Raw genomic sequence first — 13099 nt, forward strand, 5'->3', positions numbered from 1 at the left:
TTGATTTTGGGCGAGCCCGCCCATCTGCGTGCCGAACTGTCTGATGTACGCAATGATCAAGCCCATGACGCGCGCCCGCCTTCGCGCGAAGAGGCGTCAACGCTGCGGCGCCGATGGCCTCGGACGCCGGTCTCCGGGGCCAGCTTGGGGCCTGACGAGGACCTTCAACACCAGGGTCACGCTGGGAAAGCAACGCCATGGTCAGGCCGGAAAGTGGGGAACGTCGGGCCTTTCATGTGGCGGCGTGCATGCCGGGTTTCGCTGGAGACACTCTGGCCCGACGACAGGGACCGATCACAGGCCCGAAGGGCGAGACCTCATGCCGCCCGCCTATCCGCCCGTCACGCTGCGCATCGCCAGTTCGGTATGGATGCGGATCAGCTCCTCTTGGCTGCGCGGGCCGTCGGGTCTGTACCACATGCAGATGCCGGTCAGCATGGCGATGATCGCGAAGGTGGTGACGCGGGCATCCTCGATGTGGAACTGGCCGCACGCGGCACCCTCGCGCAGGATGTCGGTCAGGCGCGTCTCGTAGGCGTCGCGCAGGGCGACCGCGGCGGCGCGGTTGTCCGGCTCCAGGCTGCGCAGTTCCATGTTGGCGATCACGACCTCGGCGCGGCGGGTCATGTGGTAGGTCAGGTGCAGCCGGCAGAAGGCCTCCAGCCGCGCGGCCGGCCCCTCGACGCCGTCGAGCGCCGCGTCGAGCCGGGCGATCAGGGTTTGCATGTGGTCGAGCACGATCTCGACCAAGAGCGCCTGTTTCGAGGCGATGTGGTTGTAGAGCGAACCCGACTGGATGCCGACCTCGGTGCCGAGCTGGCGCAGGCTCATGGCCTCGTAGCCATGCCGGTAGATCAGCCGCAGCCCCGCCTCGCGGATCGACTGCGCCGTCTTCGGTCCGCTGGACCCCACCGTCCTCGCCATCTGCCCGGCCCCCTTGCGCCTTGACGGTGGGAGTCTACCGCAAGGCCGAGGAAAAATACGAGCGCTCTTTTGTTTGCTGCACTGGGGCCCGGATTGCGCCCGCCGGTCGTGCGGCGTCCCTTCCCGGATCCGCGGGCACGCTCCGATCTCCCGGTCGCATCCCCGGACAAGGCCCGGAGGGCCGCCGATCCGGGGCCTACTCGCGCGGCGGCGGCATCAAGATCGGACGTTCAAACGAAGGCTTGTCGCCCGTGGTGGGCAGAGTAGGTCCGGCTCTCCGCTGCGCTCCGGCCGGGAATCCGCTGAGGGATGGGGCATCCATTCCTCGATCCGGGGGTAGCCTCCGATCTCCCCGCGTATCCCCGGACAAGGCCCGGAGGGCCGCCGATCCGGGGCCTACTCGCGCGGTAGCGGCATCAAAATCGGAAGTTCAAACGAAGGCTTGTCGCCCGTGGTGAGCGGAGTAGGTCCCGGCTCTCCGCTTGCGCTGCGGCCGGGAATGCGCTGAGAGATTGGGCCTTCACTCCCGGATCCGTGGGCACGCTCCGATCTCTCGGTCGCATCCCCGGACAAGGCCCGTGAGGGCCGCCGATCCGGGGCCTACTCGCGCGGCAACGGTATCAAAATCGCAAGTTCAAACGAAGGCTTGTCGCGGGGGCGGGCAGAGTAGGTCCCGGCTCTCCGCTTGCGCTGCGGCCGGGAATCCGCAGCGAGATTGGGCCTTCATTCCCGGGTCGGTGGGTGTGCTCCGATCTCCCAGCCGCATCCCCGGACAAGGCCCGAAGGGCCGCCGATCCGGGGCCTACTCTCGCTGCAGCGGCACCAAGATCGGACGTTCGAACGAAGGCCTGTCGCGGGGCGCGGGCAGAGTAGGTCCCGGCTCTCCGCTTGCGCTCCGGCCGGGAATACGCTGCGAGATTGGGCCTTCACTCCCGGGTCTGTGGGTGTGCTCCGATCTCCCGGCCGTATCCCCGGACAAGGCCCGCAAGGGCCGCTGATCCGGGGCCTACTCGCGCGGCAACGGCGTCAAGATCGGACGTTCAAACGAAGGCTTGTCGCGGGGCGCGGGCGGAGTAGGTCCCGGCTCTCCGCTTCGCTCCGGCCGGGAATCCGCTGAGGGATGGCGCATCCATTCCCCGATCCGGGGGTAGCCTTCGATCTCACCGCGTATCCCCGGACAAGGCCCGCAAGGGCCGCCGATCCGGGGCCTACTCGCGCGGCGACGGCGTCAAGATCGGACGTTCAAACGAAGGCTTGTCGCCCGTGGTGAGCAGAGTAGGTCCCGGCTCTCCGCTGCGCTCCGGCCGGGAATCCGCTGAGGGATTGGGCCATCACTCCTGGGTCTTTTGGCGCGCTCCGATCTCTCGGCCGCATCCCCGGACAAGGCCCGCAAGGGCCGCCGATCCGGGGCCTACTCGCGCGGTAGCGGCATCAAAATCGGACGTTCAAACGAAGGCCTGTCGCGGGGCGCGAGCAGAGTAGGTCCCGGCTCTCCGCTTCGCTCCGGCCGGGAATCCGCTGAGGGATGGCGCATCCATTCCCCGATCCGGGGGTAGCCTTCGATCTCACCGCGTATCCCCGGACAAGGCCCGAAGGGCCGCCGATCCGGGGCCCACTCGCGCGGCAACGGCATCAAGATCGGACGTTCAAACGAAGGCTTGTCGCAAAACGCGAGCAGATTGGGTCCCGGCTCTCCGCTTCGCTGCGGCCGGGAATGCGTTGCGAGATGGAGGAATACCGCTGGCGCGGTTCTGGAACGATCGCAGCGAATGTGGGCCGATCGGCCGATGCCCGGTGGAGGGGGCGGGCCCATCCACCGGGATCGTGAGACGAGGCCTCAGAAGAATGCCTGGATGCCGGTCTGGGCGCGGCCGAGGATGAGGGCGTGCACGTCGTGGGTGCCCTCGTAGGTGTTCACGGTCTCCAGGTTCTGCGCGTGGCGCATGACGTGGTATTCCTGCTGGATGCCGTTGCCGCCATGCATGTCGCGGGCGACGCGGGCGATGTCGAGCGCCTTGCCGCAATTGTTGCGCTTGACCAGCGAGATCATTTCCGGCGCGGCCTTGCCCTCGTCGAGCAGGCGGCCGACGCGCAGCGAGCCCTGCAGGCCGAGCGTGATCTCGGTCTGCATGTCGGCGAGCTTCTTCTGGACGAGCTGCGTCGCGGCGAGCGGCCGGCCGAACTGCTTGCGGTCGAGCGTGTACTGGCGGGCGCGGTGCCAGCAATCTTCCGCCGCGCCGAGCACCCCCCAGGAGATGCCGTAGCGGGCGCGGTTGAGGCAGCCGAACGGGCCCTTCAGGCCGGAGACGTTGGGCAGCAGGTTCTCCTCGGGGATGACCACGCCGTCCATGACGATCTCGCCGGTGATCGAGGCGCGCAGCGAGAGCTTGCCGCCGATCTTCGGCGCCGACAGGCCCTTCATGCCCTTTTCCAGCACGAAGCCGCGGATCTGGCCGCCATGCGCCTCGGACTTCGCCCAGACGACGAAGACATCGGCGATCGGCGCGTTGGAGATCCACATCTTCGAGCCGGTCAGCCGGTAGCCGTCCGAGACCTTCTCGGCGCGGGTCTTCATGCCGGCCGGATCGGAGCCGGCATCCGGCTCGGTCAGGCCGAAGCAGCCGACATATTCGCCGGTGGCGAGCTTCGGCAGGAATTTCCGCCGGGTCGCCTCGTTGCCATAGGCATAGATCGGATACATGACCAGCGAGGACTGCACGCTCATCATCGAGCGGTAGCCCGAATCGACCCGTTCGATCTCGCGCGCCACCAGGCCGTAGGAGACGTAGCTGGCATGGGCGCAGCCATAGTCCTCCGGCAGCGTCACGCCGAGCAGGCCGAGTTCGCCCATCTCGTTGAAGACGCCGCGGTCGGTCTTCTCGTCCGCATAGGCCTCGATGATGCGCGGCTGCAGCTTCTCCTGCGCGAACTGCCGGGCCGTGTCGCGGATCAGGCGCTCGTCCTCGGTCAGCTGATCGTCGAGCAGGAAGGGATCCTCCCAGACGAAACGCCCGCCGCCTTCCGGAGCCGACTTCTTGTCCAGCTGATGCACCACCGCCACCATCGCGTCCTCCGCCTGATCCCGGTCCATCGCCGCTCGGGCGACCCGTTCGTGAATTATTTGAACCTTAAACTAATTCCGGAGCCCCGGCAACCGCCGGCCGGCGGGTCGGACCCGCGCCGACGGCATGGCGCCCCGGCATCTTCGTCGCGCGATGTCATCCGTGAGCCTGTCGGGTTCGTCAAGCAAGGGAAAAGGCGAAATCGCCGGACCGCCTGGACCGCCGGCGGCGGATGGCCGACGACTGCAGGTCCGATGGTCCGCGCGTGCCGGCCGTCGATCTCCCGTCGGTCCCGGCCGCGACGGCCGACGAACCGTCATCGGCAGCGGATAGCTTCGGGCTTGCACGGAGGGGACGGTTGCGGCCGGACGCAGTCCGCCGCACTCTGCCGGCCCGCCGCATTCGCCTTCGATCGTGAGAGACGCCATGTCCGCCGCACCGCTTGCCGGTCTGAAAGTCCTCGAACTCGCCCGCATCCTGGCCGGTCCCTGGGCCGGGCAGATCCTGGCCGACCTCGGTGCCGAGGTGATCAAGGTCGAGCGCCCGGGCACCGGCGACGACACCCGCACCTGGGGACCGCCCTTCGTCGAGGCGGCCGGCGGCGGCCGGCTCGGCTCGGCCTATTATCATTCCTGCAACCGCGGCAAGCGCTCCGTCGCCATCGACTTCGAGCATGAGGACGGCCGCGCGCTGATCCGCCGGCTGGCCGAGACCAGCGACGTGGTGATCGAGAATTTCAAGGTCGGCGGCCTGAAGAAATACGGGCTCGACTATGCCAGCCTCGCCGCCGTCAATCCGCGTCTCGTCTATTGCTCGGTCACCGGCTTCGGCCAGGACGGCCCCTATGCGGGCCGCGCCGGCTACGACTTCATGATCCAGGGCATGGGCGGCTACATGGACCTGACCGGCGCGGCCGAGGGCGAGCCGTTCAAGGTCGGCGTGGCGGTCGCCGACATCGCGACCGGCCTCTATGCGGTGATCGGCATCCAGGCGGCGCTGGCGGTGCGCGAGAAGACCGGCCTCGGCCAGCAGGTCGACATGAGCCTGCTCGACACCATGGTCGGCATCCTCGCCAACCAGGCGATGAACTATCTGGTCTCCGGCACCGCGCCGAAGCGCATGGGCAACGCGCATCCCAACATCGTGCCCTATCAGGTCTTCCCGAGCGCCGACGGCCACCTGATCATCGCCACCGGCAACGATCGCCAGTGGCGGGATTGCGCCGGCATCCTCGGCCTGGAGGCGCTGGCGGAGGATCCGCGCTTCCGGACCAATGCCGACCGGGTCCGCCATCGCGACGACCTGGTGCCGCTGATCGCCGCCGAGACGCGCCGCTTCCGCCGCGACGACCTGCTCGCCCGGCTCGAGGCCCTGCATGTCCCGGCCGGTCCGATCAACTCGGTCGCCGATGTCTTCGCCGACCGCCAGGTGATCGCGCGCGGCATGCGGCTCGATCTGGCGACGCCGGAGGCGGCCGGCGGCAGCGTGCCGTCGGTGCGCACGCCGATCCGGCTCGGCGCGACCCCGCTCGCCTACGAACGCCCGTCGCCGGCGCTCGGCGCGGATACCGACGCGGTCCTTGCCGGTCTCGGCATCGCGCCGGAAGACCGCGACCGGCTGGCCGAGGCCGGGGTGATCGCCCGGCGCTGAGCGGCCATCTTGCAATCTCTTGCAGTTTCGCTGTGACGGCACGGGTCGGTCGTGCTATCTGGTCGTCAGACTTGACGCGAGCGATTTGCCCATGGCCCGAAACCGTCGTGATGAAGAGCTGATCCTGCGCATCGCCCGGATGCGCTACGATCAGAAGCTCCCGCAGCACGAGATCGCCCGCCAGCTCGCCGTCTCGGAATCGACCATCAGCCGCGCCCTCAAGGCGGCGATGGACCTGGGCTTCGTCGAGATCCAGATCACCCCCTATGCGATGCGCGATTTCGAGCTGGAACGTCGGCTGGTCGCGCGCTTCGGGCTGGAATTCGCCGTCGTCGTGCAGCCGCGCGCCGGCGCCCACAATGCGTACGAGATCCTCGGCCGGGCGCTCGCCCGCACCATCGAGGACCGGCTGGTGCCGGGCGCCGTGCTCGGCGTCTCCGACGGCGACACGGTCGCGGCGGTGGCGGCGGCGATCCGGCGCGGCAAGACCTCGGATGTCGATGTCGTCTCGCTGATCGGCGGCGTCGGCGCCCCCCAGATCCCGAGCCATTCGAGCGAGGTCTGCCGCATGCTCGCCGCCGGCCTCGGCGGTCGCGCCTGGCAGCTGCCGGTACCGGCGATCGTCGACGATGCCGTCGCCGCCAAGGCGCTGCTCGACACCGCGGCGGTGCGCTCGGTGTTCGAGACCATGCGGCGCTCGACGATCGCGCTGGTCGGCGTCGGCTCGATGTCGCCGCGTGCGACCGTGTTCCGCCATGGCGTGATCGATCCGGGCTATATCCGCACGATCGCCGCCAAGGGCGCCATCGGGACCATCTGCGGCCGCTTCTTCGGGCCGGACGGCAAGCCGGTGCCGTCCGATTTCGACGACCGCACCCTGTCGGTGACGCTGGCCGAACTCGCCGCCGTGCCGCTCGGCATCGCCGCCGCGGTCGGCGCCGCCAAGGCCCCGGCCATCCGCGCCGCCGTCACCGGCCGCCTCGTCAACGCGCTCGGCACCGACAGCGAGACCGCCCGCGCCTTGCTCGACGGCTGAGGCGGACGCGCCTCGGAGACGGGATGGCCGCTCTCGTGCTATCCTCTGCCCGTTCCGGTTGGCAGGAGCCTGAAAGCCGTCATGGGTATCGTCGTCACGATCCGGGAAGCCGAGGAACGCATCGGCGAACTTCTGCAGCGCGTCCGCGACGGCGAGCATGTCGTCGTGACCGAGGACGGCAAGCCGATCGCGAATCTGGTCTCGGCCACGTCATCGGCCGAATCCGCTGAAGCCCGATCCGGCTCGGGCATCCTGGAACGGTCGCGCCGATGGATGAGCGAGCACGGGATCGACCAAGCCTTTCCGTATGTCGCGCCCGACTTCGACGCGCCGCTCCCGGAAACCTTGGAGTTCGACGAGCCGCACGACGCCGCGCGATGACGCCGTTGCTCGACACCCATGTCCTGGTCTTCCTGGCGAATCACAATGCCGGCAGGTTGCCGGCACCCATGCTTGATGCCATCGACAGCGCCGTTCAAAGCCCGCGGGTCAGTGTAGCCAGCCTCTGGGAAATCGCCCTCAAGGTGCGCGCCGGAAAGCTTGCGATCGATATTCCGCCGCCCGCCCTTCCCATCTATTGCCGAGATATGGGCTTCGTCACGCTGCCTATTGCATCGGAACATGTCCTTACCGAGTTGGACCTACTTCCACCGACCCGCGATCCTTTCGACCGGCTCCTGCTCGCGCAGGCGCAGGTCGAGGGGTTGCGGCTGATGACGCTTGATCGGGCGCTGGTCGACCATCCGCTCGCCTGGCGCGCGGAGGCCTGACGGCAGACTTTGGGCGGCTCCGCTGACGGCACCCCGGGCACTGCCGGAGCGCCGCCGGTCCGGACGCTGCGCGCCTGAACCGGTGACGCGCCTGGGTCCGCCCGCAGGCTGGCCGGTTGGGCAGACCGGCGGTCGGGCGAACCCACCGCCGGTCGCCCCTCACTCCACGTCGAAGACGACGCCCTGGGCGAGCGGCAGGGTGGTGCCGTAGTTCACCGTGTTGGTGGTCCGGCGCATATAGGCCTTCCAGGAATCCGAGCCGGCCTCGCGGCCGCCGCCGGTCTCCTTCTCGCCGCCGAAGGCGCCGCCGATCTCGGCGCCCGAGGGGCCGATATTGACGTTGGCGATGCCGCAATCGGAGCCTTCCGCCGAGACGAAGCGCTCGGCCTCGCGCATGTCGGTGGTGAAGATCGACGACGACAGGCCCTGCGGCACGGCATTGTGCAGGCGGATGACCTCGTCGAAGTCCGAATAGCGCATCACATAGAGGATCGGCGCGAAGGTCTCCTCGACGACCGGACCGCACTGCTCGGGCATCTCGACCAGCGCCGGGGCGACGTAGAAGCCGCCCTCGCAGCCGGCGACGGTGGCGCGGGCGCCGCCGGTCACCGTGCCGCCGGCCTTGGTGGCGGCGGCGAGCGCGGCCTGCATGGCCGTGAAGGCGCGCTCGTCGATCAGCGGACCGACCAGGGTGCCGACTTCCAGCGGATTGCCGATCTTGACCGAGCCATAGGCCTTCTTCAGGCGCGGCACGAGGCGGTCGTAGACGCTGTAATGCACGAACAGGCGGCGCAGCGTGGTGCAGCGCTGGCCCGCCGTGCCCATGGCCGCGAAGGCGACGCCGCGCAGCGTCAGGTCGAGATCGGCCGACGGGCAGACGATGGCGGCATTGTTGCCGCCGAGTTCCAGGATCGCGCGGGCGAAGCGCTTGGCGAGGCGCGGGCCGACGGCGCGGCCCATGACGGTCGAACCGGTCGCGGAGACCAGCGGCACGCGCGGATCGTCGACCAGCGCCTCGCCGGAGGCGCGTCCGCCGACGACCACTTCCAAGAGACCGTCCGGCGCCGTGCCGCCCTCGGCACGGAACCGCGCCACGGCGCGCTCGAAGATCGCCGCGACGGCCAGCGCCGTCAGCGGGGTCTTTTCCGACGGCTTCCAGACGACGGAATTGCCGCACACGAAAGCCAGCGCCGCGTTCCAGGACCAGACCGCGACGGGGAAGTTGAAGGCCGAGATCACGCCGACGACGCCGATCGGATGCCAGGTTTCCATCATGCGATGGTTCGGCCGCTCGGTGGCGATGGTCAGGCCGTAGAGCTGGCGCGACAGGCCGACGGCGAAGTCGCAGATATCGATCATCTCCTGGACCTCGCCGAGGCCCTCCGAGGTGATCTTGCCGACCTCGAGTGAGACGAGGCGGCCGAGTGCGGCCTTGTGGATGCGCAGCTCCTCGCCGAGCAGGCGGACGAGTTCGCCGCGCTTGGGCGCCGGCACGCGGCGCCAGTCCCGGAACGCCGCATCGGCCCGTCCGATCGCCGCCGTCGTTTCGTCGGCACCGGCTTCGGCCAGCCGCGCCAGGACCGAGCCGTCGATGGGCGAGCGCACGACGATCGCGTCTCCGGCCTTCAGGCTGGCCCCGAGGCCTTCCAGCAGAAGGGCGGTTTCGCGCGCGAGGCCGGAGGCGGTCTGGTCGGTATCGGTCATGGTCTGTCCCGCGGCTGGAGCCCGTCCCGTCCGGATCGGCACGACCCGTCAGCCAGGGACCGACTCGCGATGATGGTTCTGGGCGCGTCCCGATCGGCGGATGGCCTCCGGTCGCGACCTGCCCTGTCGAATGCGGGCTCTTTATCACCGTCCCGTGCGGAAGGCTGCCGAAAAACGACCGGCGATGACGGGATGGGCGCATCGCGAGCCGTGCATGACGCCCGCAGCGTCGCTCCGGGGCGGAGTCCGATTGGAGCTGGACCGAGCGCCGAGGGGACGGACCGCGGCGTTCAGCGCGACCGGCGATGCCGAGGCCTCCTCGCCGGTCCTGGAGCGGCACGGTGTTTCCGCACGACCGAACGCGCCTCGGTCCCGATCCCGTATTCCTCCGACCCTCCGGCGGGGCACGGTCGCGACATGACGTGTCTGTCGGCTTTGCGACAGGGCGGCGCCGTGGAGCGCTGTTCATCGGAAAAGCGATATAAAATCAGATATTTCGCCTCTTGGCACGGCTGATGCTCTTCCCCCATCCGAAGGCGCCGGGCGCCATCACGACAGCCGGGAGACGCGCATGCATATCGTCGTCTGCATCAAACAGGTCCCCGACAGCGCGCAGATCCGCGTCCATCCCGTCACCAACACGATCATGCGCCAGGGCGTGCCGACGATCATCAACCCCTACGACCTGTTCGCCCTGGAAGAGGCCCTGCGCCTGCGCGACCGGCTCGGTGGCACGGTCACGGTGGTGACCATGGGGCCGCCGACGGCCGAGGATTCGCTGCGCAAGGCGCTGACCTACGGGGCGGACCGCGCGGTCCTCCTGACCGACCGCTTTTTCGCCGGCTCCGACACGCTGGCGACCTCCTATGCGCTCGCCGCCGCGATCCGCCGGATCGGCGAGACCTTCGGGCCGGCCGATCTGGTCTTCGCCGGCAAGCAGACCATCGACGGCGATACCGCGCAGGTCGGTCCGGGCATCGCCAAGCGGCTGGGCCTCTTGCAGCTCACCTATGTCTCCAAGCTCGGCGCGGTCGATCCCGACGGCCGGTCGATCGAGGTCGAGCGGCGGGCCGAGGGCGGCACCCAGGTGTTGGCGACCCGGCTGCCCTGTCTGGTCACCATGCTGGAAGGCTCCAACGAGATGCGCCGCGGCACCATGGCGGACGCCCTGCGTGCGGCGCGCGAGCCGATCGTGGTCTGGAGCGCCAAGGATGCCGGCATCGAGGATATCGGCAAATGCGGCCTGCGCGGCTCGCCGACCGTGGTCAAGCGCGTCTTCGCGCCGACCGCCCGGTCCGAGAAGGCGGCGCTGATCGAGGTCCGGCCGGCCGCCCGCGACACGGCCGATGCGCTGATCGATGCCCTGTTCACCCGGTTGCCGAAGCTCGAGGCCGAGCTGATCGCGGCCCAGACGGCCTGAGCGCCGGCGCGAGGAGAGAGCCATGACCGAAGCCAAGCCCCAGGCCGCTGCCGCCGCCCCGTCGCGCGCCGGCATGAAGAAGGAGCTCCCCGAGCATTTCAAGGCCTACCGGCATGTCTGGGTGTTCGTCGAGGTCGAGCGCGGCCAGGTCCATCCGGTCTCCTTCGAGCTGATGGGGGAGGGGCGCAAGCTCGCCGACCGGCTCGGCGTCGAACTGGCCGGCGTCGTGCTCGGCCCGCCGGGCGAGGCCACGCAGGCGGCCGTCGCCGAATGCTTCGCCTATGGCGCCGATCTCGCCTATCGGGTCGAGGATCCGCTCCTGGCGGACTACCGCAACGAGCCCTTCTCCAAGGCGCTGACCGATCTCGTCAACACCTACAAGCCCGAGATCCTTCTGCTCGGCGCGACCACGCTCGGCCGCGATCTCGCCGGCTCGGTGGCGACGACGCTGCTGACCGGGTTGACCGCCGATTGCACCGAACTCGCCGTCGACCAGGACGGTTCTCTCGCCGCGACCCGGCCGACCTTCGGTGGTTCGTTGCTGTGCACCATCTACACGCTGAATTTCCGGCCCCAGATGGCCACGGTCCGGCCGCGCGTGATGGCCATGCCGGAGCGCCGCGAGCGCCCGATCGGCCGGGTCGTGACCCATCCGCTCGGCTTGGTCGAGGACGACATCGTCACCAAGATCCTGTCCTTCCTGCCCGATCGCGACGCCGGCACCTCCAACCTCGCCTATGCGGATGTGGTCGTGGCCGGCGGCATGGGGCTCGGCGCGGCGGAGAATTTCCAGCTGGTCCGCGCGCTCGCCCGCACGATCGGCGCTGAATTCGGCTGCTCGCGCCCGGTCGTGCAGAAGGGCTGGATGCCGTCGGACCGCCAGATCGGCCAGACCGGCAAGACCATCCGGCCGAAGCTCTATATCGCCGCCGGCATTTCGGGGGCGATCCAGCACCGGGTCGGGGTCGAGGGCGCCGACCTGATCGTGGCGATCAACACCGACCGCAACGCGCCGATCTTCGATTTCGCCCATGTCGGCCTCGTCGCCGACGCGATCCGGCTGCTGCCGGCCCTGACCGACGCCTTCGCCCGCCGCCTGTCGCCGCACAACCGCGACAAGCTCGCCGGCTGACCCCTCACGCGATCCCGCCATCCCCCAAGGGAGCCGTCCCATGATCGAGGAAAAGTTCGATGCCATCGTGGTCGGCGCCGGCATGTCCGGCAATGCCGCCGCCTATACGCTGGCGAGCCGCGGCCTGAAGGTCCTGCAGCTGGAGCGCGGGGAATATTCCGGCTCCAAGAACGTGCAGGGCGCCATCATGTATGCCGACATGCTGGAGAAGATCATCCCGGACTTCCGGGAGGATGCACCGCTGGAGCGCCATATCGTCGAGCAGCGCTTCTGGATGATGGACGACAGCTCGCATACCGGCATGCACTACCGGTCGGAGGACTTCAATTCCGACCGGCCGAACCGCTACACGATCGTGCGCGCCCAGTTCGACAAATGGTTCTCGCGCAAGGTGCGCGAGGCCGGCGCCACGGTGCTGACCGAGACCACCGTCACGGAACTGATCCAGGACGCCTACGGCAAGGTGATCGGCGTGCGCACCGACCGGCGCGGCGGCATCGTCCATGCCGACGTGGTCGTGCTGGCGGAGGGCGTCAACGGCCTGCTCGGCACCCGCGCCGGCCTGCGCACGCCGCCCAAGCCCGAGACCGTGGCTCTGGCCGTCAAGGAGATGCATTTCCTGCCGCAGGAGGTGATCGAGGCGCGCTTCAATCTGCGCGGCGACGAGGGCTGCGTCATCGAGGCCGCCGGCACCATCTCCAAGGGCATGACGGGCCTCGCCTTCCTCTACACCAACCGGGAATCCGTCTCCGTCGGCATCGGATGCCTCGTCTCGGATTTCGCCGAGGCGATGGAAAGTCCCTATGCGCTGCTCGAGGACTTCAAGCGGCATCCCTCGATCCGCCCGCTGCTCGAGGGCTCCGAGGTCAAGGAATATGCCGCCCATCTGATCCCGGAGGGCGGCTACCGGGCGATCCCGGAACTCTGCGGCGACGGCTGGGTGATGGTCGGCGATGCCGCCCAGCTCAACAACGCCATCCACCGCGAGGGATCGAACCTCGCCATGACGTCGGGGCGGATCGCCGCGGAAGCGATCTTCCAGGTCAAGAGCCGCCGCGACCCGATGACGAAGGACAACCTCATCCTCTACAAGAAGATGCTGGACGACAGTTTCGTCATCAAGGATCTCAAGAAATACAAGGACATGCCGAACCTTCTGCACACCAATTCGCAGAATTTCTTCATGACCTATCCGCAGCTGGTGTCCAAGGCGGCGCAGAATTTCCTGCATGTCGACGGCACGCCGAAGCTCGACAAGGAGCGCGAAACCACCCGCGCCTTCGTCAAGGCGCGCTCCCGCCTCGGCCTGATCGGCGACGCCTTCAGGCTCGCGCTCGCCTGGCGCTGACGCCCGACCCTCGCGGAATTCGATTGCCCGCCCACCATGACCGGAGGACCGCC

Annotated in this window: 10 protein-coding genes; 7 read left to right on the forward strand and 3 right to left on the reverse strand. The window is 68.8% G+C overall.

Annotated features, from left to right (window positions below):
• Positions 1-330: 330 nt before the first annotated feature.
• The gene (locus tag ABB55_RS22205; protein ID WP_054360769.1) at positions 331-924 is read right to left on the reverse strand and encodes a TetR/AcrR family transcriptional regulator; all 594 of its coding nucleotides are present in this window, start codon (positions 922-924) and stop codon (positions 331-333) included.
• A 1837-nt stretch (positions 925-2761) separates the two neighbouring features.
• Positions 2762-3988 (reverse strand): acyl-CoA dehydrogenase, encoded by a 1227-nt coding sequence (locus ABB55_RS22210; protein ID WP_054362232.1) that lies wholly within the window; start codon positions 3986-3988, stop codon positions 2762-2764.
• A gap of 424 nt (positions 3989-4412) precedes the next feature.
• Between ABB55_RS22210 and ABB55_RS22215 the strand changes: the two genes are divergently transcribed.
• The 4 genes from ABB55_RS22215 to ABB55_RS22230 all read left to right on the forward strand — a co-directional run bounded on the left by ABB55_RS22215 (position 4413) and on the right by ABB55_RS22230 (position 7442).
• Positions 4413-5636 carry a CaiB/BaiF CoA transferase family protein gene (locus tag ABB55_RS22215; RefSeq protein WP_054360770.1) on the forward strand — a complete coding sequence of 408 codons (1224 nt, stop codon included), beginning with the start codon at positions 4413-4415 and terminating at the stop codon, positions 5634-5636.
• A gap of 91 nt (positions 5637-5727) precedes the next feature.
• Positions 5728-6672 (forward strand): sugar-binding transcriptional regulator, encoded by a 945-nt coding sequence (locus ABB55_RS22220; protein WP_054360771.1) that lies wholly within the window; start codon positions 5728-5730, stop codon positions 6670-6672.
• Between the two features lie 81 nt (positions 6673-6753).
• Positions 6754-7053: a type II toxin-antitoxin system Phd/YefM family antitoxin gene (locus ABB55_RS22225; protein ID WP_054360772.1), complete on the forward strand. Its 300-nt coding sequence runs from the start codon at positions 6754-6756 to the stop codon at positions 7051-7053.
• Positions 7050-7442 (forward strand): type II toxin-antitoxin system VapC family toxin, encoded by a 393-nt coding sequence (locus ABB55_RS22230; protein ID WP_054360773.1) that lies wholly within the window; start codon positions 7050-7052, stop codon positions 7440-7442. The genes ABB55_RS22225 and ABB55_RS22230 overlap by 4 nt, the downstream gene beginning before the upstream one ends.
• 159 nt (positions 7443-7601) lie before the next feature.
• Here the strand turns inward: ABB55_RS22230 and amaB are convergent, their stop codons facing one another.
• Positions 7602-9146, reverse strand: a complete 1545-nt coding sequence (gene amaB, locus ABB55_RS22235) for an L-piperidine-6-carboxylate dehydrogenase (RefSeq protein ID WP_054360774.1) — start codon at positions 9144-9146, stop codon at positions 7602-7604.
• 571 nt (positions 9147-9717) lie between these two features.
• Here amaB and ABB55_RS22240 point away from each other — a divergent pair.
• From ABB55_RS22240 to ABB55_RS22250, 3 genes are read left to right on the forward strand one after another with little or no spacing between them, the layout of a single operon-like run.
• Positions 9718-10566, forward strand: coding sequence for an electron transfer flavoprotein subunit beta/FixA family protein (locus ABB55_RS22240; RefSeq protein WP_054360775.1), 849 nt, complete (start codon positions 9718-9720; stop codon positions 10564-10566).
• Between the two features lie 22 nt (positions 10567-10588).
• Positions 10589-11698, forward strand: a complete 1110-nt coding sequence (locus ABB55_RS22245; protein WP_054360776.1) for an electron transfer flavoprotein subunit alpha/FixB family protein — start codon at positions 10589-10591, stop codon at positions 11696-11698.
• Between the two features lie 40 nt (positions 11699-11738).
• Complete coding sequence (locus ABB55_RS22250) at positions 11739-13046, forward strand: FAD-dependent oxidoreductase (RefSeq protein ID WP_054360777.1); 1308 nt, start codon at positions 11739-11741, stop codon at positions 13044-13046.
• The last annotated feature ends 53 nt before the right edge of the window (positions 13047-13099 follow it).

The sequence above is a fragment of the Prosthecodimorpha hirschii genome (genome assembly GCF_001305515.1).
GTDB classification, from domain to species: domain Bacteria; phylum Pseudomonadota; class Alphaproteobacteria; order Rhizobiales; family Ancalomicrobiaceae; genus Prosthecodimorpha; species Prosthecodimorpha hirschii.

Excerpts from the sequence above, each read along its gene's own strand:
- ABB55_RS22225 (WP_054360772.1), top strand. The coding sequence starts at position 6,754 with ATGGGTATCGTCGTCACGATCCGGGAAGCCGAGGAACGCATCGGCGAA.
- amaB (WP_054360774.1), bottom strand. The coding sequence starts at position 9,146 with ATGACCGATACCGACCAGACCGCCTCCGGCCTCGCGCGCGAAACCGCC.
- ABB55_RS22240 (WP_054360775.1), top strand. The coding sequence starts at position 9,718 with ATGCATATCGTCGTCTGCATCAAACAGGTCCCCGACAGCGCGCAGATC.
- ABB55_RS22230 (WP_054360773.1), top strand. The coding sequence starts at position 7,050 with ATGACGCCGTTGCTCGACACCCATGTCCTGGTCTTCCTGGCGAATCAC.
- ABB55_RS22205 (WP_054360769.1), bottom strand. The coding sequence starts at position 924 with ATGGCGAGGACGGTGGGGTCCAGCGGACCGAAGACGGCGCAGTCGATC.
- ABB55_RS22250 (WP_054360777.1), top strand. The coding sequence starts at position 11,739 with ATGATCGAGGAAAAGTTCGATGCCATCGTGGTCGGCGCCGGCATGTCC.
- ABB55_RS22210 (WP_054362232.1), bottom strand. The coding sequence starts at position 3,988 with ATGGTGGCGGTGGTGCATCAGCTGGACAAGAAGTCGGCTCCGGAAGGC.
- ABB55_RS22245 (WP_054360776.1), top strand. The coding sequence starts at position 10,589 with ATGACCGAAGCCAAGCCCCAGGCCGCTGCCGCCGCCCCGTCGCGCGCC.
- ABB55_RS22215 (WP_054360770.1), top strand. The coding sequence starts at position 4,413 with ATGTCCGCCGCACCGCTTGCCGGTCTGAAAGTCCTCGAACTCGCCCGC.
- ABB55_RS22220 (WP_054360771.1), top strand. The coding sequence starts at position 5,728 with ATGGCCCGAAACCGTCGTGATGAAGAGCTGATCCTGCGCATCGCCCGG.